This window comes from Cellulophaga sp. RHA_52, assembly GCF_007827205.1.
Taxonomy (GTDB): Bacteria; Bacteroidota; Bacteroidia; order Flavobacteriales; family Flavobacteriaceae; genus Cellulophaga; species Cellulophaga lytica.
Genome location: NZ_VIRZ01000001.1, coordinates 401818 through 426218 on the forward strand (window position 1 = coordinate 401818; position 24401 = coordinate 426218).

Sequence of the window (24401 nt, forward strand, 5' to 3'; positions counted from 1 at the left end):
AATACTATATTTACTCTAAAATTACACCTATGAAAATTAAACTGTTTTATCTTATAGCTTGTGCACTTTTCACTACAATTACCAACGCACAAACCTATGCTAAAAATGGTATGGTAGTATCAGACAATAGTGCGGCATCTAAAGTTGGTACAGAAATACTAAAAAAAGGCGGTAATGCAATAGATGCCTCTATAGCAACTGCTTTTGCACTAGCAGTTACGCACCCACAAGCAGGTAATATTGGCGGTGGTGGCTTTTTGGTTTTTATGAAGTCTGATGGCAACGCCACAACTATAGATTTTAGAGAAAAAGCACCTTTAAAAGCTACAACAGATATGTTTTTAGATAAAGATGGTAACTTAATTGCTGGTTCTAACCACAACGGGTTACAATCTGTTGGTGTACCTGGCACAGTTGCAGGTTTATATATGGCTCATAAAAAGTATGGGAAATTGCCGTGGGCTTCATTAGTGCAGCCCGCTGTAGACTTGGCAGAAAATGGTGTGCCGCTATCTTACACATTATACAAACATGCTTTACACTATAAAAAAGAATCTGAATTTATGGCTAACTATTTCATCAATGAAAAAGGTGAAATAACACAAATGGATGAAATTTGGAAGCAACCAGTACTTGCCGCTACGCTAAAAGAAATTAGAGACAACGGTAAAGATGGTTTTTACAAAGGGAAAGTTGCCAAAGAAATTGCTCGTTTTATGAAAAAGAACGATGGATTAATTACACTCAAGGATATGGCAAAATATGAAGCTGTAGAAAGAGCCCCTTTAAAAGGCACTTACAAAGGTCATGATATTTTTGTAATGCCACCACCAAGTTCTGGTGGTGTTGCACTATTAGAAATGATGAATATTATGGAGTTAGCAGATTTTAACAAAGCGCCTTTTAACTCAACTCCTTACGTACATTTGGTTGCAGAAGCTATGCGTAGAGCCTTTGCAGATAGAGCAGAACATTTAGGTGATCCTGATTTTAATTTAAATATGCCTTTAGAAAAACTTACCTCTAAAGAATTTGCTAAAAATAGGTACAACAATATAGATTGGCAAAAAGCATCTGTAAGTGACTCTACCAAGTACGGACAAATTTATGATGGTACCAACACCACACATTTATCTGTTTTAGATAAAGATGGCAATGCTGTATCTTTAACATATACCTTAGAACACTCTTATGGCTCTAGATTAGGTTCTCCTAAACTTGGTTTTATTTTTAATAATGAAATGGGTGATTTTAATCCGCAACCAGGCTATACAAACAGCAAAGGCCTAATTGGCTCTGCTGCAAACATTATTAAACCAGAAAAAAGAATGCTTTCTAGTATGACGCCTACAATTGTAGCTAAAGATGGTAAGGCTGTATTGGTAATTGGCAGTCCAGGCGGAAGAACAATTATAAACACAGTTTTTCAGACAGTATTAAATGTTATTGAGTTTGATATGCCTATACATATGGCTATTGAAACTATGAAAATTCACCACCAATGGTTACCAGATCGTATTTTATATGAAAGAGGCCTGCTATCACCAGATACCGTAAAAGCTTTAGAAGCAATGGGACACACTATGGAACCACGTGGTCAACTTGGTCGTTTAATGGGCATTACAGTTGATTCTGATAATAAAGTCTATGTAGGAGCATCAGACTCATCTAGTCCAGATGGTGGTGCTGTTGGTTATTAATTTTAATACATTTTATTTTGAAAACTATTAACCTACAAGAAAAACAAAGCAAGTTTAACAAACAGTGGCATCCGCACCAAATTGCTGTTGTAGACAATATGCAGGTACTTTTAGCCAAATTAAAGGGCGACTTTGTTTGGCACGCACACGAGAATGAAGATGAACTTTTTCAGGTACTAAAAGGCACACTTTATATGCAATTTAGAGACCGTACAGAAATAGTAAAAGAGGGCGAAATAATTGTGGTGCCAAAAGGCGTAGAACATTGCCCTAGAACAGAAAACGATGAAGTTGTAGAGGTATTGTTGTTTGAAAAACTATCTACCTCACATACAGGCAATGTTATTGACAAAAAAACACAAACTGAATATCCAAAAATATAATAATGAAAGTATTGCATTTAGATAAAAATCATCCTTTAATAATAGAACAATTTAAAGGTTTTGGTTTTACAAACGATGTAGATTATACCGCAACTAAAGAAGAAGTAGAAGCTATAATTCATAACTATGAGGGCTTAATTATACGCAGTAGATTTCCGTTAGACAAAACATTTTTAGACAAGGCAACCAATTTAAAATTTATAGGAAGATTAGGTGCTGGTCTAGAAAATATTGATACAGATTACGCTACCCAAAAAGGCATTTTTTTAGCCTCTGCACCAGAAGGCAACCGTAATGCTGTTGGCGAACATACATTGGGGATGATTTTATCTTTGTTTAACAAACTAAACAAAGCAGACAAAGAAGTCCGTAATGGAAAATGGGACAGAGAAGGCAACCGAGGAATTGAATTAGATGGCAAAACTGTGGGTATAATAGGCTATGGTAATATGGGCAATGCATTTGCAAAAAAATTACGTGGTTTTGATGTAGATGTTATTTGCTATGACATTAAAGATGGTGTTGGAAACGAAAATGCAACACAAGTAGACTTAGAAGAATTGCAACAAAAAGCAGATATTTTAAGTTTGCATGTACCACAAACACAGCTTACAAAAAATATGATAACAGCGAATTTTATAAATGGTTTTAAAAAACCGTTTTGGTTATTTAATACTGCACGTGGCAAGTGTGTTGTAACGGCAGATTTAGTAACTGCATTAAAAGAGGGTAAAATAGTAGGCGCAGGACTAGATGTTTTAGAGTATGAGAAAGCTTCTTTTGAACATATGTTTACAGATAACGAGCTACCAGAAGATTTTGAATATTTAATAAAATCTGATAACGTATTACTTAGTCCGCACGTAGCTGGCTGGACGGTAGAAAGCAAAATTAAACTTGCGCAAACAATTGTAGACAAGGTTAAAGCTAAATTTTTGTAAATTTAAAAGTGAACCAAAAGAACAGCAGATTATGCAATCTAAAGCAACAACACCAGACCAATATATAAATGAGTTACCAGAAGAGCGCAAAGAAGCTGTATCTAAAATTAGAGAAACAATTTTAAACAATATTCCTACTGGTTTTACAGAAACTATGAGTTATGGTATGTTAGGCTATGTTGTACCACATACTTTGTATGCAGATGGCTACCATTGTGATCCTAAATTGCCGCTCCCCTTTATGAATGTGGCATCGCAAAAAAACTTTATAGCATTGTACCATTCTGGTATTTATGCAGACCCAGACTTGTTAAATTGGTTTACTACAGAATATCCTAAGCATTGCAAACGCAAGTTAGATATGGGCAAGAGTTGTATCAGGTTTAAAAAGTTAGATGATATCCCATACGAGTTAATTGGCGAACTGGCTACAAAAATGAAAGTACAACAATGGATAGATTTATACGAGAAAAACACTAAAAAATAAAACCAATATGAAGAATAGAGTTACAGGTTTAGGAGGTTTCTTTTTTAAAACAGAAGACCCAGATAAAATAAAGCAATGGTACAAAGAAAGGTTAGGTCTGGATACAGACCGCTATGGTTGCACTTTTTGGTGGAAAGATAAAGAAGGAAAAGACTGTAGTACACAATGGAGCCCTATGAAAAATGACACTACGTATTTTGAACCAAGCAAATCTTCTTTTATGATGAATTTTAGGGTAGAAAACTTAGTAGAGTTATTAGAAGTACTAAAAGCAGAAGGCGTTACAATTGTTGGTGAAATTGAAGAATATAGCTACGGTAAATTTGGATGGATACTGGACCCTGACGGAAATAAGTTAGAATTATGGGAGCCAATAGACGAAGCTTTTAAGTAATAATTAAAAAAAATTACTACATTTAACCCACAATTAAATTAAACCAACACACAAAAAATTATGTCAGAAGAAAACAAAGATTTTAACACCGAAGCAAAAGAAACTGCTAATGAATTCTCAGAAGGTCTAAACAATATGGCTAATAACGAAAATAAGAAAATGCTTGCAGGTATTTTAGCTATTGTAATTGGTTCATTAGGAATTCACAAATTTATATTGGGCTATCAAAAAGAAGGTATTATTCAAATAATAGCAACTATAGTAACTTGTGGTTTGGCTGGGATTATTGGCCTTATTGAAGGTATCATATACCTAACAAAATCTGATGAAGAATTCTACAATACATACCAAGTAGGTAGAAAGCCTTGGTTCTAAAGAGTTAAAAACACTACAATACACTAAGGCTATCTATTTTTTAGATGGCCTTTTTTATTTTACAGACTCATAGTCTAAGGGCAATGTATTTGCTATTCTAAGCAAGCCCATATCACCACCAAACAACACCACATCTACAGGAGAGTGGTTGCCGTAAGCATCTATATAAAAAGGGTTTTGAGTTACAACAACAAAAGAATTACTCCACCTATTATACAGTATATTTAATCGTTCTAAAGACTGAACTACTTTAGCGCTGCCATCTTCTATTTTTTCTACTTTGTAATAGTCATAAGGGTTTACCTCTAAGCTTTCTTTAAAAATTCTAAAATTTTCTTCTGTAAGTCTCTTTGCAGACAAAGCCCTCATAAAATGCAATGTAGATCCCAAATAAGTAATTTCTCTATTTTTTACGTACTTACGTTTTACCTTTTTGTTTATCTCTGTAAATAATGCTGTACCTGCGTAAAATACAGACCCTGTAAGTCTAAAGCCATTAACATTAGTTTTATATCGAACCTCAAAATCTTGCAAATAATACGATAACTTATACCCTAAAAACTTATTTACTACTATAATAGGTTTATTTGCATAAGCGTAAAGAACATCTTCTTTTTTACTGTAATACAAGCGTATGTCATCTTCATTTAAAATTTTACATTTTTGCGCAGGTAAAGTAGTTCCTAAAAATTGATTTCTAAAGATGCGTAACTTCTTTTCCCTACTCCAAGTATCGGGTTCTAAAACAACTTCATTTAATTGCTCTACTTCTTCTTGTAAATAAATAGTGCCAAGATCTTTTTTACCTACTGCACTTATAATTTTATTTTTAAACCCAAAGTAACTTATAACAAGTGGCGCTGTGCTATTTTTTTCTGTGGAAATACTAAAATATCCTTTTGTATTGGTAACTACACCAATTGTGGTACCATCATAAAATACAGAGGCACCAATTAGGGGTTCTTTAGTATTTGCATCTAAAACATAACCCGTAACTGTTTGCTGTGCGGTGACTTTTAAAAAAACAAATGCAAATAAAAAAAAGAGTGTTGTTTTCATTTGCATTTAATATTATTCTGCCTGTTCGTTATTGTGTAGTTTCTGCTCTAATTCTGCCTGAAATTCTTCCATAACAGGCTTTACTGTACTCTCTGGTATATCTGCAATTTTTATATACATTAAACCATCTACAGAGTTGTTAAAAAGCGGATCTACATTAAATGCTACCACTTTTGCATTTTGCTTAATATATTTTTTAATTAAAACTGGTAATCTTAAATTTCCTGGTTCTACCTCATCAATAAGTCTATCAAACTTATTTAAATCGGCTTCAGTTTCATCAAAAATAAATTCTTTATCTGCATCTTTTAATTTTACTTTAAACTCCTTTTTAGGTCTAATGTATTGCGCCACGTAAGGATCCCAGTAGTTAGACTTCATAAACTCTATCATTAAAGATTTAGAGAAATTAGAAAACTGATTACTTATACTTACACCACCAATTAAGTATTTGTACTCTGGGTGCCTAAGTGTTGTATGCACAATTCCTTTCCATAATAAAAATAAAGGCATAGGTTTTTGCTGGTATTCTTTAACAATGTATGCCCTACCCATTTCTATGGTTTGTTTCATCATACCATACAGTTCTGGTTCTAGTCTAAAAAGATCTTGCACATAAAAGCCATCTATACCGTATTTTTTAAATATTTCTCCACCAAGTCCCATACGGTAAGCACCAACTATAGCTTTACCATTGTCATCCCAAAGAAATAAATGATGGTAGTAATTGTCAAACTCATCTAAATCTATAGCCTTGTTTGTCCCCTCTCCTATTGCTCTAAAAGTAACTTCTCTTTGCCTACCAATTTCCTGTAAAATAAATGGCATATCATCTGCTGTAGCCAAAAACACTTCATACGATTTGCTTTGCAATAGCCTACAGTCTTTTTTACGAAGCTCTTCTATCTCTTGTTCTATAAGTTCTCTACTAATAGGTGTGGCTATTTTTTTAGGTGCCTTAGGTATTTTAAGTGTTGTAGGTACTTTATCTATTAACCTTTCTTTTTCAAAGGCATTAGATAACATATATGTTTTTCTACGTAATAGATCTGCAAAATCTACCAAGCTCTTTTGCTCATTTTGAGTTTTTACAGATATAGGCTGACCAATTCTAACCTTAATAACCCTGTTTTTTTGTGTAGTTACTTCAGAAGGTAATTTAGCGGTTCTAAAAACATCACTAATTTTAGACAACCTGTAAAACAACCTGCTATTTTTTGCGTGAAAATAGATAGGTACAACAGGCACCTCTGCTTTTCTAATTAATTTTAAAGCTGTTTCCTCCCAAGGTTTATCTACAATTAATTTTCCGTCTCTGTAGGTAGAAACCTCACCTGCCGGAAAAATACCTAATGGATGTCCGCCTCTAATATGAAGCATCGCATTTTTAAATCCGGCTAAACTACTTTTTACTTCCTTTCTACTCTCAAAAGGATTTACAGGTAATATGTAAGGCGACATTGGCTCTATTCTGTTTAACAGAAAATTAGCCATTATTTTAAAGTCTTCCCTGTGTTGTAATAGTAGTTTTAACAACAAAACACCATCTATACCACCCAGCGGGTGGTTAGATATAGTGATATATGCTCCGTCTTTTGGAAGTCTTCTAAAATCTTCCTCAGGAATCTCAAATTTAATTTGATAATGCTCTAAAATAGCATCTAAAAAAGCGGTCTCTGTTAGGTGTTTATGATTGTCATAAAAGGTATTGATACTAGAAATTTTAGTCACCTTCATTAACAACCAACCTATAAAAGTGCCAATAAAGCCAAACTTATCTACTTTAATGGCTTGCGCAACTTCTTTTGCTGTAACTAATCCCATACATTATATTGTGATAAACAAATATAACTTATTAGTTTTAATGTAAAACAATGTAGGTTATTATAATGCTAATAATATCTTATTTTACTACCAACTGCACCGTTTCTTTAGCTCTTTGTTCTAGCAATATTTCTTTACCGTTTTGTATACTATCTATTGCTTTTGCATTAAAATGACGAATAGTATATAACGATACTCCCTCTTGATGGTTTACCTTAAACTTTCCTTTTAGCTTGTTTAATAAGTCTGGTAACTGATCAAATTTATTATCTACACAAACAGAAAAACTAATGGCAGAATTTTGTATTAAATCTACCTTCATTTTATGGTCATGCAACAATTTAAATAACTCACTAATACTATCTTCCACAATAAAAGAAAAATCTAAAGAAGAAAGTTTCATTAAAACCAAATCTCTTTTAATAATAAAACAAGGCACTTTTGGCTCTATTCCTTCACCTTTACCAACAGTAGTTCCTGCATCTAATGGATTTAAAAAAGATTTTACACGTAGCGGAATTTCTTTACGCTGTAAAGGCTGTAATGTTTTTGGGTGAATTACAGACGCTCCGTAAAAAGCAAGTTCTATTGCTTCTCTGTATGATATTTTGTTTAACAGCTGTGTTTCTTCAAAATACCTTGGATCTGCATTTAAAACACCTGGCACATCTTTCCAAATAGTAACCTCTGTAGCATTTAAGCAATACGCTAAAATAGCAGCAGAATAATCAGACCCTTCTCTACCTAAAGTAGTGGTAAAGTTATTATCATCACTACCTAAAAAACCTTGTGTAATGTTAAGTTTGCTTTTATCTATACCTGCAGTAATTTTTTCTTGTGTTTTATCCCAATCTACAATAGCATCTCTGTAATTGTCGCTAGTTTTTATAAACTCTCTAACATCTAACCAATTGCTTTGTATGTTAACTTGGTTTAAATAAGCACTTAATATGGTAGTAGAAAGCAACTCTCCGTACCCTACAACTTGGTCATAAACAAAGCTACGTTTTGGTGATTTGTTCCATGCTAAAAAGCCTTGTACCTCATCAAACAATACTTTTACTTTACCATAAACTTCATGTTGTGTATTATCAAAAAGATCATTTAAAATATCCGTATGAAAATCTATAACCTCTTGTATTGCTGCTGGCAAAGCCGCTTTATCTTTAAAATATGCATTTACAATATCTTCCATTGCATTTGTAGTCTTGCCCATTGCAGAAACCACAACTAAAGTATTTGTATGCCCTACTTGTTGCAATACGTTTACAACATTTTTTACTCCCGTAGCATCTTTTACAGAAGCGCCACCAAACTTAAAAATCTTCATTCTATTATGTTATATTTTGTATTAGCTAACCTATTACCTACAGGTTTGCTATATAATTTTCAATTCCTTTTTCATCTAAATGCACAACGTCCCAATCTCTTTTTACGTCTGCACCTTTGCTTTGGTAAAACTTAATGGCAGGCTCGTTCCAATCTAAAACTTCCCAACATATACGTTTAACACCCTGACTATGGCCATACTTAATAACCTCATTTAACAACAAAGTTCCTAAACCAGAACCTCGCATTTTTTGGGTAACAATTAAATCCTCTAAATGCAAAACAGGACCTTTCCAGGTAGAGTATCTGTTGTAAACCAAAGCCAAACCAACAACTGTATTATTTGCTTCCGCAACAAAGCAGTGAAACAATTTATGATCACCAAAACCATCTAAAATTAAATCATCTACAGTAACCTCTACCGCTTCTGGTTCTTTTTCAAAAAGCGCCAATTCCTTAATTAAATTAAGCACTTGCGGCATATCTTCCTTAGTTGCATCTCTTGTAATAAACTCCATAATTATTCTCTAATAAACTGCAAAGTAACACGTTTAAGCGACTTTAAATAACGAAAACGTTGTAGTATCACAAAATTATCGATATTTGTACTTAAATAAAACACAGCTATTAATGGACAAAAAAAACAAGACTTTAGGAGAATTCATTATTGAAAACCAATCCTCATTTCAATATTCTTCTGGAGAACTTTCTAAACTGATTAACGCCATACGTTTAGCCGCAAAAGTGGTAAACCACGAGGTAAACAAAGCAGGATTAATAGACATTTTAGGAGCCGCTGGCGACACCAACATACAAGGTGAAGACCAACAAAAACTAGATGTTTTAGCAAATGAAAAGTTTATACAGACGTTAAAAAACAGAGAAATTGTTTGTGGTATAGCATCTGAAGAAGAAGATGATTTTATTAGCATTAATAGTCAAGATGAGCAACACCAAAACAAATATATTGTACTAATAGACCCATTAGATGGCTCATCTAACATAGACGTAAACGTATCTGTAGGTACTATTTTTTCTATATACCGCAGGGTAACACCAGTTGGTACACCGGTTACAATTGAAGATTTTTTACAACCAGGAGACAACCAAGTAGCAGCAGGTTACATTGTTTATGGTACATCTACAATGTTAGTATATACAACAGGTGACGGCGTAAATGGTTTTACATTAAACCCAGCAATTGGTACATTTTACTTGTCGCACCCAAATATGCAATTTCCAGAAACAGGTAAAATATACTCTGTAAACGAGGGGAATTACATACACTTTCCGCAAGGTGTAAAAGATTATATAAAATACTGCCAGCAAGAAGAAGGAGACAGACCATACACGTCTAGGTATATTGGCTCATTAGTATCAGATTTTCATAGAAATATGATAAAAGGTGGCATTTATATGTATCCAAAAAGCAGCAAGGCTCATGAAGGCAAACTACGCTTGTTGTATGAGTGTAACCCAATGGCATTTTTAGCAGAACAAGCTAATGGTAAAGCAAGTGATGGTAAAGGCCGTATTATGGCTTTAAAACCAACAGAATTACACCAACGTGTACCTTTCTTTTGTGGAAGTACTAAAATGGTAGAAAAAGCAGAAGAATTTATTGCAAAAGCAAACAAATAAAACCATATTAAAAATAAAAAACGAGGCAAAAGCCTCGTTTTTTATTATACTTTAAAAACACTATTTGCTTATTTTCTAACAAGCATAGCATAATCTTCAAAATCTAATTTACCACCAAAAATAACAATAGATCTAGTAATAACTTTATCTGCAGACTCATTAGAATATCCTAAACCAATAGCATATTTTTTAATAAGTACTCTTTCATCATCATCAATATCATGATCTGCAAAAATAATTTTAAACAAATCGTACATACGCTCTAAACGTCTGTCTAAACTTGTTGGCGGATCTATTGGGTAAGCCCCTGGGTTTTTCATTACCTCTTTGTACTCAGTTTCAGTAATATCTAATTTACGTGCAAAACGGTCTAAAACAACTTTTTCTGCATCGTTAACCTCACCATCTACACTTGCTAAAGAAGCAATAGATGCAAAGTGTGCAACATTTTTTCTATGTTGACTATTACCGTATAAATCTTTAAAAGACATAATTTATTATTTAATTTAGATTGCAAATATAATTTTTTGCAATAATAGAACTTCAAAATTTTAAAATTATTTTGGGCGTTCGTTAAAACAGCTGTTTTTAACGCCGTGATATACGTTACTAATCCTCGCAAAAAAGCTGCGGGTTATTCACTACTATCACTAACGCGGTAAAAAGCAACAACCTTGCTTTAAAATAAGATTTTACTTACATTTATAACAAAACAAATCCGTAAGTAATGAAGCATTTTATAATACTCATCTTTTTTAGTTTAAGCATTATTAGCGCTCAAACGCAAAAAGGAAAAGCCACCTATAAACTAAAGCACCCGCAAATAGATGTAGTAGACACAACAAAAAAACCTTCTACAATGGGCAACCAAATAACAGAGTCTATAAAAACAGCCCAAGAGCTTATAGCGTTTAATTTGGCATTTAATAATAAAGAGTCTGTTTTTTACAGAGAAGAAAAACTATACGCAAACCTAGACAAATTTACTAAGGGTATGATAGACATTTTAAGTAAGGGCACCTATTACAGTAATATAGCTACCAACGAAAAATTAAAATCTACCTCTTTTGATAACAAAAATTATATAGTAAATATTTACCAGCCACAACCTTGGAAAATTACAGACACAACCAAAACCATACTTGGTTATACTTGCCATAAAGCCACACTTACCAAAACAAATAAAAAAACAACAAAAGACTATACTGTAGAAGCTTGGTTTAGTAAAGAAATACCCTATTATTTTGGACCTTTAGAATTCAATGGCTTACCAGGGCTTATTTTAGAACTAAAACTTAATCCTAAACAAACAATATACTGTGCAAGTGTACAACTGCAGACTAAAAAAAATAAACTACTTACAAAACCTACCGAAGGAACTTATATAAATTCTAATGAAGAGTTTGAAGACATTGTAAAAACATTAGCCTCTAAAGCAAAGCAAAAACATTAATTAAGGTACACGTAAACCTTCTTTTTTATTTATTACAAAACTTTAAAAATGATATTGATTAAAGAAAGTAAGTTTCATTACCAAAAAAGATTTCTAATTATTACTATCCTCTTTTGTATATCAATTACAAATGCTCAAATACAAAAAGGTATGGCTACTTATAAGAGTAAACATCCAGAAATAGATGTAGTAGACCCAACAAAAAAACCTTCACATACTAGAGATCAGATTAAACAATCTATAAAAACAGCGGATGAACTAATTGATTTTAACTTGGTATTTAATAACAAAAAATCTCTGTTTTATAAACAAGATAAGATATACACTAATTTAGACCGTATTACCAGAACTATGATTAATGCCAGTTATAGTGGTACTTATTATTCAGATATTGAAAAAAATGAAAAATTAAGAGTTGTTACTTTTTCTGGAGAAACCTTTATAGCAAATATTAACAAAAATCTTCTATGGAAAATTACTGATACAACAAAAGTTATACTTGGCTACACCTGCTACAAAGCAACATTATTAAAAAAGAATACGAGAACTAAGGAGTACAATACCATAGAAGCTTGGTTTAGTAAAGAAATACCCTATTATTTTGGACCTTTAGAATTCAATGGCTTACCAGGACTTATTTTAGAACTAAAACTTAATCCTAAACAAACAATATACTGTACAAGTGTACAACTGCAGAGTAAAAAAAATAAACTACTTACAAAACCTACCGTTGGTAAACATATAGAATCTCTTGCAGAACTAAATAAAATAGCCCAAGAGGTAATGCATCAAAAAAGAAAAAAGCAAACAAAAAAATAAAGAAAAAGAATACAAAATATTTTTAAACTAAAAATATAGTTTTATATTAGCAAGGTCATCATCAATAAACAACAGACTATTTATGAAACATTTACTCTATATAATTTTACTACTACCTCTTATTTCTTTAGCTCAAATACATAGCGGTACCATAACCTATGGCATTACGGTAAATAAGCAAGACGATAGTAGTTACAAAGGCAAGGAAGGAGTAAAAGAAACAATGATGTTGGTAAGTAAAGCTGCTGAAAACGTAAACTACAAACTTCAGTTTAACGCAGCATATGCAAAGTTTAATGTTGACAACAGATTAGCCATAAAAGATGGTGATTTAGAAGAGTTAGCAATTATTATTTCTGGAAACAATGGAACTTATTACACATCCTTACCACAAAAAAAACAAATAATAAAAACAGATGCAGGTATACATATTGACGCTCCAATAGAAAATGAAAATTGGAAACTAACTAAAGAGACTAAAAAAATAGGAGATTTTTTATGCTATAAAGCAACGTTAGCGAAAACTGGCTCCAAGAGAAGTTTAATAGCTTGGTACACACCCGAAATACCGTTTGCTTATGGCCCTAACAATTTTATAGGAAAAATACCTGGCCTTATATTGGAGGTAAAAACTTCTATGACAACTTACAAAGCCAAGGAGATAAAACTAAACCCTAAAAAAGAAATTGTTATAAAGTGGCCTAAAGAAAAAAACAACATGACTGTTAGCGAGTATAAAAAAGCTGGTGATAAACTCTATCAAGATCTTAAAGATGAGCGTAAAAGGTAAAAATAGTATGGTTGTAAACCTTATGTTTCTAGTGTTGTGCTTAACAAGTGTAGTAGCGCAAAAAACAACATCTGGCAGCATTACGTATACAATTAATTTAGCTCCAGAATTAATTAAAAGCATTTCTAAAACAAATAACCCTAATACAAGAGCAATATTAAAAAACTCAAAAGAGGTTAGTTACGCTTTAAATTTTAATAGCAAATCATCTACCTATCAAAAAAATGAAAGCTTGTATAATGAAAGCAAACAAAAACTAAACTTAGTTGCTACTGGTGCAGGCGGAACAGGTATATTCTACTACAACACAGAAGATAACGCTTTACTTAAACAACTAACAATAGGGGGAGATATTTTTTTAATTACACAAAACGCTAAAAAATGGAAGCTTTTAAATACTTCAAAAAAAATAGGGAAGTACAATTGCTACAAGGCAACTCTTTTAGATAAAAACAATAAAGAAACCAAAGTAACGGCGTGGTATACTTTAGATATTCCTTTAGCATACGGCCCAAAAGATTATAATGGTCTACCAGGCATAATATTGGAGTTGTATGAAGGTAAATTCTTTTTTAAAGCATCTAAAATAGAGCTGTCAAATAAAAATAAAATAATAGAAAAGCCAGTAGACGGACTTAATCTAACACAAGAGGAATTTAATAACAGGTTTAAAGGTTTTTTTGATGAAAAATAGTGTTGTAAAAATTGCTCTTATAATTAGTGCTAGTTTAGGTTTTATTTCAAATAATAGCTATGCGCAAAACGCTAAATTTCTGGAGGTTATTTACAAAAAAGAGGTTAGTTTAAAAGTTGATACTGCAAAAAACAATCCTTATCAAGTAAACTTATCTGCATTTAACACCCCATTAGCAGATGCTGTAAAGGATATAAGATACAGCTTAAAAATATCAAACAATAATTCTGTTTTTAAAGTGGTAGAGAGTTTAGATAATGATTCTAAAAATAACACATTAAAAAAAGCGGCAATAAGTATTGGGGGAACAAATGGAGGCTTTTACATAAACAAACAAGACTCAATAACCATACTCAACAAAACTTTGCTAGACGCTAATTTTAGAGTTCTACTAAAACCTAAAAAATGGAAAATACATAACAAAAGCAAATACATAGGGAAATACTTATGTTATAAAGCAACAACAATTGACACTGTAAATAATAGTAAAGGGATTCATAAATTTAGGGTAAACGCTTGGTTTACAAATCAACTACCTCCCTATTTTGGGCCAGCAGCATATTATGGCTTACCTGGTTTAATTTTAGAAGTTGAAAATGGTAAAATGAGATTAACTGCCACTAAGGTATCTTTTGTAAAACCATTTAAAATTAAAAAAAACAAATCTGGCAAATTAATTACCGAAGATGAGGATAGCTTAAATCAAATTGAAGCCGAAAAAAATATAAAAGAACATTTTAATGATGTATTCAGATAAAATGGGAAGAATTAGCAGAGGCTAGTAAGCAAAACAACTAATAGAAAACTTAGACATTATATAACTATGCAAAAAATAGTATTACTACTTATATTTTTTATTTCTGTTGCCGTTTATTCTCAAAATAGCACCATTAAATACACGGTTTCTACCAATAAAGCACTTGGGGACAACAGTAAAGACAATACATTAAACGATGTTAATAACGCACTATTAAACACGACATTAGATTTTCAACTAACTTTTAGCACTAAAGAGTTTTTCTACGAGTTAGATGAGTTATTGGATGATGGTATAAACAGTAAAATAGCCAGTATATTTTTTGGAGCCTCAAAAAAATATTACACAAATGTAAATACCAAAGAATGTCTTCTTCAAGCTTTAGCATACGGAGACTTATATCTAGTTTCATTAGAAAAGCCAAATTGGGTATTGAAAAAAGAAAATAAAAAAATAGGGAAATACACCTGCTACAAGGCTGTAACAGAATACACAGTAATAAACAGCAAAGTAAATTTTATAAAAAAGGTAACCGCGTGGTATACTCCTCAAATTAAAGGAAGTTTTGGCCCTAGAGGTTATTTTGGCTTACCAGGAACAATACTAGAGCTACAGGATGATAAAATATTAATTTCTACTACAGAAATAAATTTATTATCTAAGAAAAAAAATGAAATTAAAAAGCCCATAAAAGGAAAAAAGATATCGAAAAAAGAATATGATAATTTAAATCCACCTCTTAGGAATTAAAAACTATGAAAAAAATAGCCATTTTAATTTTAACGTTGTCTCTATATAATTCATTTTCTCAATCAAAATGTGGGATAATAGAATATGATTTTTCTATAGATTCTATGGTTAATATAATGGAAAAAAAAGGAATCAGTAAACCTTTATTATTTATGAAAAATGTAAATAATGCCGCTGAAGAAATAAAGTTGCAACTTATGTTTAAGAATCAGACAGCTGTTTTTAAGAATATAAATAATATGCGCCCAGATAACATAAATAAAACTTATTTTAATTTAGCCAAAATGTTAGCCTGTAGTAACCCTCTCTATTATAAAAAAGATAGTGTTCAAAAAAAAGTGTCTCAAAATGGTAAAGCTTATGTTGTAAATGGTAAAATAGCTCCATCAAATTGGATAATAACAAAAGAAAGTAAAAAAATAATAGGCTATAATTGCATAAAAGCTACTTCTAAAAGAACCATCAAAGGTAAAAATTTAATTACAACAGCTTGGTTTGCCCCTTCTATCAAAATTCCATACGGTCCAAACGGCTATGGTGGCTTACCTGGGGTTATTTTAGAATTAAATCTAAACGCTACCTTATACAAAGCAACTAAAATAAAATTTTTAAAGCAAGTTTCTATAGAACCTATAGGACAGGGAAAACAGATCTCTGAAGAAGAGTATTCTAAACTAAATACAGAGCAATTAAATAAATTTAAAGAAGCAATAAAATAGATAATATGTTCAAAAGCACTTCTTATGTTTGATTTGCTTGAATATATTAAAATCTTTAAATCAAATAAAAAATATGGAAAAAATCACAAAAATTATTCTGATTATATTTCTTTTCTCAAAATCTATATATTCTCAAAGTTTGAGTGGTATAGTTAAATATAGTGGAACGATAAATAAAACATATGCGGATAGCATTATAAACGTAACATCTACTAAAAAAATCCCCTCTACTCACAAAGATTTCATAGTAGATATGTATAAAAATGCAAAAGAAGTAGATCTATTTTTACATTTTAGAAATAACGAGTCTTATTATTATTTGCAAGAAAGTTTAGATGAGCAGGATAAATACAATACAACAGTTGGGGCTGTAAGTGCCATACCATATTACAGAAACGTAGCTAACAATAGTACTTATGAAATTAGTAAATATGTTGGTACTGTTAAAAGAACTCCTCTTGATTGGAAAATAACTAATAAAACAAAAAAAATAGGCAAATATATTTGTAACCAAGCATTAGCAACTGAAACTTTATTTAGCAGACAAGGGTACTATTATACAGAAAAAGTAGAGGCTTGGTTTACCACAGAAATACCTGTAAGTTTTGGCCCAAAATTATATACTGGTTTACCTGGTTTAGTATTAGAGGTTAATAAAAATAAGATTTCTATTACAGCCACAGAAATAAATTTAAACCCCAAAAAAGATGTAAACATTACAGTGCCTAATTTGGATAAAATAATAACCCAAGAACAAGCTAATAAAAAATGGGAAGAATTAGCTGAGGCTAGTAAGCAAAGAAGAAAAAAATAATTAAATTAAGTATGACTAAAAAACTATTTTTTACTTTCTTCATTATTTCATTTATTGCTTACTGCCAAGAAATTACATACAAAGGCTTTGTACAAGACAGCGTGCAAAGCCCTTTACCTAATGCTAATATTTTAGCTTTTCCAGATAGTGATGATGCAGAAACGGCTTTTGCCAATACCAATGAAAAAGGTGCATATATTTTGCGTTTGCAAAAAGGCTATACCTACCAAATTAACATTAGCTACATAGGCTATAAAAAACTAGTTGTTAACACTACAGCAACAGAAAAAACCACTAAAAACTTTGTTTTACAAGAAGATGTAAACACTTTAGACGGTGTAGAGCTCACCTATAAAATACCTATAGAGGTTAAAGAAGACACTACTGTTTATGATACAGATGCCTTTACCAATGGCAAAGAACGCAAACTACGAGAAACCTTAAAAAAACTACCTGGTTTAGACGTAGACAGGGAAGGTAATGTAACCTCTAACGGTAAAAAAATTACCAATGTTTTGGTAGACAACAAACCCTTTTTTACAGGAAACACCAAAATGGCTGTAAACAACATACCCGCCAATGTTGTAGACCAAATAGAGGTTATAGATAACTATAGTGAAATTGCTATGCTTAAGGAATTGCAAGACACAGATAAAATGGCACTAAACATTAAACTTAAAAAAGATAAAAAACGCTTTTTGTTTGGAGATTTAGATGTTGCTGCGGGCCATAAAGACAGGTACGCCGTACACCCAAATGTATTTTACTACAGCCCAAAAACCAACATTAATTTTATTGGTGATGTAAACAATACTGGAGAAAAAGCATTTACGTTTAGCGACTATATGGAGTTTGAAGGCGGTTTTAGCAAAATATTGGCTGGTTCTGGCAGTATGTCTAGTTTGTTTCAGTCAGACTTTAGTCAGTTTTTAAACAACAATAATTTTAAAGAGCGTAGTCAAAAATTTGGTGCGTTTAATGTACGCCAAGCCATAAATAGCACCACAGATATTAGTGGTTATGTTATTGCTTCTAAAACAGATACCGATACAGAAAACCAAACCGAGAATATTTACCAAAACAACAACGATCCTTTTACAGAAAACAGAACCACAACTGGCAATGCCAATAACTTTTTTACCATTGGTAAAATAACACTAGATTATGACCCAACCTACAAGGAAGATTTTGCATTTAATACGTTTGTAAAACTAACCAACAACAATGGTTTAAATACCATTAATACAAACAGCCCAACAAACACTAATAGCATACATACTGCTAATGACATAGATGCACTAACGCTAAAACAAAATGTAACCTATAGTCGTAAACTAACAGACAACCATACCGGTACTTTAGAGGCCACGCACAGTTATACCATAGACAAGCCCAACACAAATTGGCAAACAGATAAAGAAATACTACAAGGATTAATTCCGTTACAGGCAGATGATGTGTATAACATACAGCAAACCAAAGAAGTAAAAACACATAGCGTAAATGCCATTGTAAAAGACTATTGGGTGTTAAACAACTACAACCACTTGTATTTTAGTTTGGGTGTAAACTCAACCTTTAACTCATTTGTAAATGAAGATGTACAGCTACTAAGTAGCGGAGAAATAAACAATTTTAATACTGCCGATTTTGGCAACAATTTACAGCATAATTTTATAGACACTTATGTAGGTTTAGAATACAAATTTAGAACTGGTATTTTTACGTTTAAACCTGCCGTATACCAACATTATTTTAACTGGTCTTTACATCAGTTACAAACAAAAACAACCAAAACAAAAACGGTACTTACACCAGAGTTTACTACAGAAATTAAATTTAAAAACGGTGCAAAAGCAACTTTTAAATACAAAGCAAATGCTCGTTTTCCTTCTGTAAACAACCTTGCAAGTAATTTTATACTCCGTAATTTTAATTCGGTTTTTAGAGGCAATGCCAACCTAGAAAATGAGTTTTTTCATACTACAAGTTTTAATTACTCTAAAAGAAGTTTATTGCGTGGTTTATTTTACAACTTAAATGTTAGATACAATAAAAAAACAGAGCAGTTAAAAGGAGAAACGCAGTTGCAAGGCATTAACCAGTTTAATTCTTTAATACTATTTACACAACCGGAGGATAGCTGGGTGTTTAGTGGTAATTTTAATAAAAGAATAAAAAAAATAAGGGCTAAATACAGAGGCTCCTACAATTACAGTAATTTTTACCAGCTTGTAAACTCAGAGACACAAAAAAACACCTCTGGGAGATTCTCAAATACCGTAAGCCTAGAGACTGTTTTTAAAAAAGGCCCAAATTTAGAGGTTGGCTATACACAAACCGATAGTGACTACAACACATCTGTAGGAAAAAACAAGTATAGAAGCACCAACTTTTTTACCTATTTAGATTATGTTTTTCTAGAAAATTTTACCTTAAAAGCAGAATATAATTTTGATAATTATGTGAATAAAGACAGAAACATAGATAATACTTTTGACAATGCTATGGTTTCTCTTTTTTACCAACAAGAAGATAGTCCTTGGGGTTTTGAAATTAAAGCTACTAACCTGTTTGATACACAGTTTAAGCAAGACAATTCTTTTAGTACATTTTTAATAAGCGATAGTAAAACCTTTATTTTACCACGCATTGTTCTTTTTAAAATTAGCTACAAACTATAATTGTTTAAAATTGTAGCTTTATATTTGCAAAAAATGTATTGACTTTTGGGAAAATCTCTCATTTTAAAATCGTTGGCACAGCTTCCGCAAATGCAGAAACTGCAAACTACTATTGCCAAAAATGAAAAAAACACAACACTTACAGGTTTAACAGGCTCTGCCCTATCCTTTGTAATATCTGAAACTTTTAAAGAAGCAGACACCCCTTTTCTGGTTGTTTTTAGCGACAAAGAAGAGGCTGCTTACCATTTAAATGATTTGGAGCAATTGGTAGGCGAAAAAGATGTACTGTTTTATCCTGGTAGTTACCGTAGACCTTACCAAATAGACGAGGTAGATAATGCTAATGTGCTGCTACGTGCAGAGGTTTTAAACCGAATTAATTCGCGTAAAAAACCAGCATTACTAGTTACGTATCCAGATGCGCTGTTTGAGAAAGTGGTAACCCGTAAAGAACTAGATAAAAACACACTAAAAATTAAGGTTGATGACACCATTACCCTAGACTTTTTAAACGAAGTGTTGTTTGAGTATAAGTTTAAACGTGTAGACTTTGTTACCGAACCTGGAGAATTTTCGGTTCGTGGTGGTATTGTAGATGTTTTTTCGTTTTCTAATGATGTACCTTACAGAATAGAATTTTTTGGTGATGAGGTAGATAGCATTAGAACTTTTGATGTAGAAACACAATTATCTACAGACAAAGTCACTAAAATTACCATTGTACCCAATGTAGAAAATAAATTTTTAGACGAAACCAGGGAGAGCTTTTTAAAATATATTGCCTCTAAAACTGTCATTTTTTCTAAAAATACAGAACTTTTACATGATAGGTTAGACTCGCTTTTTGCAAAAGCAGAAGAAGCTTTTACAAAACTTACAGGCGAGCTAAAACACGCTCAGCCTAAGGAGTTGTTTGTAGACTCTAATCAGTTAAAAAAAGAGTTTGATGGGTTTAATGTTGTAAGCATTCATCAAACAGCAACAAATGCAGATAAATCTATTGTTTTTCATTCTAAACCACAGCCGTCTTTTAATAAAAAGTTCGACTTACTAATTGAAAACTTAGATCAAAATCACGCTAATAAGTATACCAATTATATTTTTTGCGCTACAGAGCAACAAGCAAAACGCTTTCATGATATTTTTGATGAAGTAGAACAAGATGTACATTACAAAACAGTTGTAATGCCTCTTTTTCAAGGTTTTATTTTAGACGATATAAAAGTTGCATGCTACACAGATCATCAAGTTTTTGAGCGTTACCATAAATTCAACCTTAAAAATGGCTATGCAAAAAAGCAAGCCATTACACTTAAAGAACTTACCAAGTTAGATATTGGAGATTATGTAACACACATAGATCATGGCGTTGGTAAATTTGGCGGTTTACAAAAAATAGATGTAGAAGGTAAAAAACAAGAGGCCATAAAATTAATGTATAGTGAGCGCGATGTATTGTACGTTAGCATACACTCCCTACACAAAATATCTAAATTTGCGGGCAAAGACGGTAAGCCTCCAAAAATATTTAAACTAGGTTCTGGTGCTTGGAAAAAACTGAAGCAGAAAACCAAAACCAGAGTTAAACAAATTGCGTTTGACCTTATTAAAGTATACGCCAACCGTAGGCTTAAAAAAGGATTTAAATACGCTCCAGATAGTTATTTACAGCACGAGTTAGAGGCTTCTTTTATTTATGAAGATACCCCAGACCAAAGTAAAGCCACCGAAGATCTTAAGAAAGATATGGAGAGTGATAGGCCAATGGATCGTCTTATTTGTGGCGATGTTGGTTTTGGTAAAACAGAGGTTGCTATACGTGCCGCCTTTAAAGCGGTAGATAACGGCAAACAAGTAGCTGTTTTAGTGCCAACAACTATATTGGCTTTTCAGCACCATAAAACATTTGCAGAGCGTTTAAAAGATATGCCTGTAACGGTAGATTATGTAAACCGTTTTAGAACTGCAAAAGAAAAAAGAGAAACCTTAGAACGTTTGGCAGAAGGCAAAGTAGATATTATAATTGGCACACACCAATTGGTAAATAAAAACGTAGTTTTTAAAGATCTAGGTTTGCTAATTGTAGATGAGGAACAAAAATTTGGTGTTGCTGTAAAAGACAAGTTAAAGTCTATTAAAGAAAATGTAGATGTACTTACATTAACTGCTACGCCAATACCAAGAACGCTGCAATTTAGTTTAATGGCAGCCAGAGATTTATCTACAATAAACACAGCTCCTCCAAATAGGTACCCAATAGACAGCCACGTTGTGCGCTTTACAGAAGACACCATTAGAGATGCAGTTTCTTACGAGATACAAAGAGGCGGACAAGTATTTTTTATACACAACCGTATAGAAAATATTAAAGAGGTTGCTGGTATGTTGCAACGTTTGGTTCCTGATGCTAAAATTGGCATTGGCCACGGACAAATGGATGGTAAAAAACTAGAGACTTTAATGCTTGCTTTTATGAATGGCGAGTTTGATGTTTTAGTGTCTACCACCATTATAGAAAGTGGTTTAGATGTTCCTAACGCCAATACTATTTTTATAAACAACGCCAATAATTTTGGTTTAAGTGATTTGCACCAAATGCGTGGCCGTGTAGGGCGTAGCAATAAAAAAGCATTCTGTTATTTTATTACACCACCTTATGACTCTATGAGTAACGATGCTCGCAAGCGTATACAAGCATTAGAACAATTTACAGAGTTGGGTAGTGGTTTTAATATTGCAATGAAAGATTTAGAAATACGTGGTGCAGGTGATATTTTAGGTGGTGAGCAAAGCGGATTTATTAATGAAATTGGTTTTGATGCCTATCAAAAAATATTAGCAGAAACTGTAGAAGAATTAAAAGAAAACGAGTTTAAAGATTTATACGAAGAGGTAGAAGGTAAAGACAAAGTGTTTGTAAAAGAAACTCAGATAGACTCTGATTTTGAACTTTTATTTCCTGATGATTATGTAAATAATGTTACAGAACGATTAAACTTATACACCCAATTAAACCAAATTACCACAGAAGAAGGTTTAGCTAAGTATGAAAAAGAATTGGTAGACCGTTTTGGGGAAATACCTAGTCCGGTTGAAGATTTACTAAACTCGGTTCGTATAAAATGGATTGCAAATAGCCTAGGTTTAGAAAAAATTGTACTTAAAAAAGGTAAAATGATTGGCTATTTTATTGCAGACCAACAATCTGGTTTTTACCAAAGCCCTAAATTCACTAAAGTTTTACAATTTGTACAAGCCAATACCGCTATTTGTAAAATGAAAGAAAAACAAACTAGAGCTGGCTTACGTTTACTTTTGGTTTTTGATAAAATTACTACTGTAGAAAAAGCATTAAAGAGCTTGGCTCCTTTTAATACGCATTAAAATGATTAAAAATATTTAGTTTGGTTCGGTTTTTGAAAATAAGCTATATAACTAAGCATTAACCATTGCTAAAAAAAGCATACTATGAAAAAAACGCTAACATTATTATTTGCTCTTATTGCTATGTCATTAACTGCACAGCACACCATATCTGGCACGTTTTCGCCAGCCAAAGAGTATACTTGGCTTATTGCATACCAACTTAAACCTGGTACACAAGTTTATGTTGCAGATACTAAAATAGAAGACGGTAAATTTAAACTAGAATTACCTGCCAATGCAGCAGCCGGAACTTACAGGCTGGTATATGCCGTACCACAAGAAGAGTTTAATTTTGATGTTTTGTACAATGGCAAGGAAGACATTGTTCTTAATTTTAATGCACAAGATGGGGCCACCTATGCAACATCAACAGAAAACAAAATAGTAAACAGTTATTTTTTAGAAATTAATGCGTTGCAAAAGCAGGTTATAGACTTTTACACATCTAACAGCACTAATAAAAAAGAGTTAGCAAAACTTTACAATAAAATAAATAGCACACAAGCTAAGTATGAAGCTGATGCTAAAGATTTAATAGCTCTTAATTTTATTAAAGCAAATAAGCCATACGTAGCAAGTAGTTTTGAGTCTATCTACGAATTTGTAGAACATAAAAAGCAAAATTATTTTTCAGCAATAGATTTTAAAAATGAGCAATTACAGGCTTCATCATTCTTAACAGATAAAACATTAAATTATGTGTACACATCTTTGCCGTTAAATAAAATTACAAAAGATGCTACAGAAACAGTTTTACAGCAAAACATACAAACTGTTGCTAGCAAGTTAGAGGGTGTTAATAATACTTTTAAGTTTAGCTTGTTTTATGACTTATGGATTTATGCGGCAAGCGCAAAGTATAATAAAACATCAGATTTTATATACAGCAACTACCTAAAAGAAATTGGCGCTGTAACTAATAATCAAGAATTAATAAAAGGTATAGAAGCGCATACAAGGTTAAGAATTGGTGCAAAAGCACCAGAAATTACTTGGAATGATGGTAAAGATAGTCTTAGTAAATTATCTGGAGCTGAAAACTACGTTGTTGTTTTCTGGAGTAGCACATGCTCTCATTGTTTAAAAGAATTGCCACAACTAAACAAAGCAATACAACAATACAGCAACGTAAAAGTACTTGCTGTTGGTTTAGAGGACGAGTACAATTATTGGGACACAGAGTCTGCTAAACTTAAAAGTTTTACACACGCATTAGCCCTAGGCAAGTGGGATAACAAATATGCAGAATTGTATAACATTTCTGCCACACCTACCTACTTTATTTTAGACAAAGACAAAAGAATTGTAAACAAGCCAGAAACCTACAAAGAGGTCCTAGAATATTTAAATAAAAAATAG

The 24401-nt window shown here is 32.2% G+C and carries 23 protein-coding genes; 18 read left to right on the top strand and 5 right to left on the bottom strand.

What is annotated here, in order from left to right; translation table 11 throughout:
* Positions 1–29 precede the first annotated feature (29 nt).
* Genes ggt through JM80_RS01755 form a run of 6 tightly spaced genes read left to right on the top strand, consistent with a single transcriptional unit; the run spans position 30 to position 4280 of the window.
* A complete protein-coding gene (gene ggt / locus JM80_RS01730; protein WP_144709054.1) occupies positions 30–1700 on the top strand; it encodes a gamma-glutamyltransferase in 1671 nt (556 codons plus the stop codon).
* Positions 1701–1717: 17 nt separating this feature from the next.
* On the top strand, positions 1718–2083 hold the full coding sequence (locus JM80_RS01735; RefSeq protein ID WP_013621327.1) for a cupin domain-containing protein: 366 nt from the start codon (positions 1718–1720) through the stop codon (positions 2081–2083).
* A 2-nt stretch (positions 2084–2085) separates the two neighbouring features.
* Positions 2086–3024 (top strand): 2-hydroxyacid dehydrogenase, encoded by a 939-nt coding sequence (locus JM80_RS01740; RefSeq protein ID WP_038505794.1) that lies wholly within the window; start codon positions 2086–2088, stop codon positions 3022–3024.
* A 31-nt stretch (positions 3025–3055) separates the two neighbouring features.
* On the top strand, positions 3056–3511 hold the full coding sequence (locus JM80_RS01745; RefSeq protein ID WP_144709055.1) for a DUF1801 domain-containing protein: 456 nt from the start codon (positions 3056–3058) through the stop codon (positions 3509–3511).
* A 7-nt stretch (positions 3512–3518) separates the two neighbouring features.
* Complete coding sequence (locus JM80_RS01750; RefSeq protein ID WP_034646572.1) at positions 3519–3905, top strand: VOC family protein; 387 nt, start codon at positions 3519–3521, stop codon at positions 3903–3905.
* 60 nt (positions 3906–3965) lie between these two features.
* A complete protein-coding gene (locus tag JM80_RS01755) occupies positions 3966–4280 on the top strand; it encodes a TM2 domain-containing protein (protein WP_186439739.1) in 315 nt (104 codons plus the stop codon).
* Between the two features lie 54 nt (positions 4281–4334).
* On the opposite strand, the gene JM80_RS01760 is transcribed toward JM80_RS01755, so the two are convergent.
* The 4 genes from JM80_RS01760 to JM80_RS01775 form a co-directional block, all read right to left on the bottom strand.
* Positions 4335–5339 carry a carboxypeptidase-like regulatory domain-containing protein gene (locus tag JM80_RS01760; protein ID WP_186439740.1) on the bottom strand — a complete coding sequence of 335 codons (1005 nt, stop codon included), beginning with the start codon at positions 5337–5339 and terminating at the stop codon, positions 4335–4337.
* A gap of 12 nt (positions 5340–5351) precedes the next feature.
* Complete coding sequence (locus JM80_RS01765; protein WP_144709057.1) at positions 5352–7163, bottom strand: lysophospholipid acyltransferase family protein; 1812 nt, start codon at positions 7161–7163, stop codon at positions 5352–5354.
* A 79-nt stretch (positions 7164–7242) separates the two neighbouring features.
* Complete coding sequence (locus JM80_RS01770) at positions 7243–8493, bottom strand: aspartate kinase (RefSeq protein WP_038505788.1); 1251 nt, start codon at positions 8491–8493, stop codon at positions 7243–7245.
* A 37-nt stretch (positions 8494–8530) separates the two neighbouring features.
* On the bottom strand, positions 8531–9010 hold the full coding sequence (locus tag JM80_RS01775) for a GNAT family N-acetyltransferase (RefSeq protein WP_034646556.1): 480 nt from the start codon (positions 9008–9010) through the stop codon (positions 8531–8533).
* 112 nt (positions 9011–9122) lie between these two features.
* Between JM80_RS01775 and fbp the strand changes: the two genes are divergently transcribed.
* The gene (gene fbp / locus JM80_RS01780; protein WP_013621318.1) at positions 9123–10133 is read left to right on the top strand and encodes a class 1 fructose-bisphosphatase; all 1011 of its coding nucleotides are present in this window, start codon (positions 9123–9125) and stop codon (positions 10131–10133) included.
* 68 nt (positions 10134–10201) lie between these two features.
* Here the strand turns inward: fbp and JM80_RS01785 are convergent, their stop codons facing one another.
* Positions 10202–10624, bottom strand: a complete 423-nt coding sequence (locus tag JM80_RS01785; RefSeq protein ID WP_013621317.1) for a TerB family tellurite resistance protein — start codon at positions 10622–10624, stop codon at positions 10202–10204.
* Positions 10625–10860: 236 nt separating this feature from the next.
* Here JM80_RS01785 and JM80_RS01790 point away from each other — a divergent pair, with 236 nt between their 5' ends.
* The 11 genes from JM80_RS01790 (at position 10861) to JM80_RS01840 (ending at position 24401) form a co-directional block, all read left to right on the top strand.
* Positions 10861–11586 carry a GLPGLI family protein gene (locus tag JM80_RS01790; RefSeq protein WP_144709058.1) on the top strand — a complete coding sequence of 242 codons (726 nt, stop codon included), beginning with the start codon at positions 10861–10863 and terminating at the stop codon, positions 11584–11586.
* A gap of 48 nt (positions 11587–11634) precedes the next feature.
* Positions 11635–12405 (top strand): GLPGLI family protein, encoded by a 771-nt coding sequence (locus JM80_RS01795; RefSeq protein WP_144709059.1) that lies wholly within the window; start codon positions 11635–11637, stop codon positions 12403–12405.
* Between the two features lie 82 nt (positions 12406–12487).
* Positions 12488–13195 (top strand): GLPGLI family protein, encoded by a 708-nt coding sequence (locus tag JM80_RS01800; protein WP_144709060.1) that lies wholly within the window; start codon positions 12488–12490, stop codon positions 13193–13195.
* Positions 13179–13889 (top strand): GLPGLI family protein, encoded by a 711-nt coding sequence (locus JM80_RS01805; protein WP_144709061.1) that lies wholly within the window; start codon positions 13179–13181, stop codon positions 13887–13889. Before JM80_RS01800 ends, JM80_RS01805 begins: the two co-directional genes overlap by 17 nt.
* The gene (locus JM80_RS01810) at positions 13879–14646 is read left to right on the top strand and encodes a GLPGLI family protein (RefSeq protein WP_144709062.1); all 768 of its coding nucleotides are present in this window, start codon (positions 13879–13881) and stop codon (positions 14644–14646) included. Before JM80_RS01805 ends, JM80_RS01810 begins: the two co-directional genes overlap by 11 nt.
* Positions 14647–14712: 66 nt before the next feature.
* Positions 14713–15396: a GLPGLI family protein gene (locus JM80_RS01815; protein ID WP_144709063.1), complete on the top strand. Its 684-nt coding sequence runs from the start codon at positions 14713–14715 to the stop codon at positions 15394–15396.
* A gap of 5 nt (positions 15397–15401) precedes the next feature.
* Positions 15402–16115 (top strand): GLPGLI family protein, encoded by a 714-nt coding sequence (locus JM80_RS01820; RefSeq protein WP_144709064.1) that lies wholly within the window; start codon positions 15402–15404, stop codon positions 16113–16115.
* 73 nt (positions 16116–16188) lie between these two features.
* Complete coding sequence (locus JM80_RS01825; protein ID WP_144709065.1) at positions 16189–16929, top strand: GLPGLI family protein; 741 nt, start codon at positions 16189–16191, stop codon at positions 16927–16929.
* Positions 16930–16940: 11 nt separating this feature from the next.
* Positions 16941–19613 (top strand): carboxypeptidase-like regulatory domain-containing protein, encoded by a 2673-nt coding sequence (locus tag JM80_RS01830; RefSeq protein ID WP_144709066.1) that lies wholly within the window; start codon positions 16941–16943, stop codon positions 19611–19613.
* 90 nt (positions 19614–19703) lie between these two features.
* Positions 19704–23000 (top strand): transcription-repair coupling factor, encoded by a 3297-nt coding sequence (gene mfd, locus JM80_RS01835; protein WP_255436557.1) that lies wholly within the window; start codon positions 19704–19706, stop codon positions 22998–23000.
* Between the two features lie 84 nt (positions 23001–23084).
* Positions 23085–24401: a TlpA disulfide reductase family protein gene (locus JM80_RS01840; protein ID WP_144709068.1), complete on the top strand. Its 1317-nt coding sequence runs from the start codon at positions 23085–23087 to the stop codon at positions 24399–24401.

Bases quoted from the DNA above. Each gene is read 5' to 3' on its own strand.
- fbp (WP_013621318.1), top strand. From the start codon at position 9,123: ATGGACAAAAAAAACAAGACTTTAGGAGAATTCATTATTGAAAACCAA.
- JM80_RS01815 (WP_144709063.1), top strand. From the start codon at position 14,713: ATGCAAAAAATAGTATTACTACTTATATTTTTTATTTCTGTTGCCGTT.
- ggt (WP_144709054.1), top strand. From the start codon at position 30: ATGAAAATTAAACTGTTTTATCTTATAGCTTGTGCACTTTTCACTACA.
- JM80_RS01790 (WP_144709058.1), top strand. From the start codon at position 10,861: ATGAAGCATTTTATAATACTCATCTTTTTTAGTTTAAGCATTATTAGC.
- JM80_RS01755 (WP_186439739.1), top strand. From the start codon at position 3,966: ATGTCAGAAGAAAACAAAGATTTTAACACCGAAGCAAAAGAAACTGCT.
- JM80_RS01760 (WP_186439740.1), bottom strand. From the start codon at position 5,339: ATGAAAACAACACTCTTTTTTTTATTTGCATTTGTTTTTTTAAAAGTC.
- JM80_RS01800 (WP_144709060.1), top strand. From the start codon at position 12,488: ATGAAACATTTACTCTATATAATTTTACTACTACCTCTTATTTCTTTA.
- JM80_RS01740 (WP_038505794.1), top strand. From the start codon at position 2,086: ATGAAAGTATTGCATTTAGATAAAAATCATCCTTTAATAATAGAACAA.
- JM80_RS01805 (WP_144709061.1), top strand. From the start codon at position 13,179: ATGAGCGTAAAAGGTAAAAATAGTATGGTTGTAAACCTTATGTTTCTA.
- JM80_RS01785 (WP_013621317.1), bottom strand. From the start codon at position 10,624: ATGTCTTTTAAAGATTTATACGGTAATAGTCAACATAGAAAAAATGTT.
- JM80_RS01795 (WP_144709059.1), top strand. From the start codon at position 11,635: ATGATATTGATTAAAGAAAGTAAGTTTCATTACCAAAAAAGATTTCTA.
- JM80_RS01820 (WP_144709064.1), top strand. From the start codon at position 15,402: ATGAAAAAAATAGCCATTTTAATTTTAACGTTGTCTCTATATAATTCA.
- mfd (WP_255436557.1), top strand. From the start codon at position 19,704: ATGCAGAAACTGCAAACTACTATTGCCAAAAATGAAAAAAACACAACA.
- JM80_RS01745 (WP_144709055.1), top strand. From the start codon at position 3,056: ATGCAATCTAAAGCAACAACACCAGACCAATATATAAATGAGTTACCA.
- JM80_RS01775 (WP_034646556.1), bottom strand. From the start codon at position 9,010: ATGGAGTTTATTACAAGAGATGCAACTAAGGAAGATATGCCGCAAGTG.
- JM80_RS01750 (WP_034646572.1), top strand. From the start codon at position 3,519: ATGAAGAATAGAGTTACAGGTTTAGGAGGTTTCTTTTTTAAAACAGAA.
- JM80_RS01810 (WP_144709062.1), top strand. From the start codon at position 13,879: ATGAAAAATAGTGTTGTAAAAATTGCTCTTATAATTAGTGCTAGTTTA.
- JM80_RS01770 (WP_038505788.1), bottom strand. From the start codon at position 8,493: ATGAAGATTTTTAAGTTTGGTGGCGCTTCTGTAAAAGATGCTACGGGA.
- JM80_RS01830 (WP_144709066.1), top strand. From the start codon at position 16,941: ATGACTAAAAAACTATTTTTTACTTTCTTCATTATTTCATTTATTGCT.
- JM80_RS01840 (WP_144709068.1), top strand. From the start codon at position 23,085: ATGAAAAAAACGCTAACATTATTATTTGCTCTTATTGCTATGTCATTA.
- JM80_RS01825 (WP_144709065.1), top strand. From the start codon at position 16,189: ATGGAAAAAATCACAAAAATTATTCTGATTATATTTCTTTTCTCAAAA.
- JM80_RS01765 (WP_144709057.1), bottom strand. From the start codon at position 7,163: ATGGGATTAGTTACAGCAAAAGAAGTTGCGCAAGCCATTAAAGTAGAT.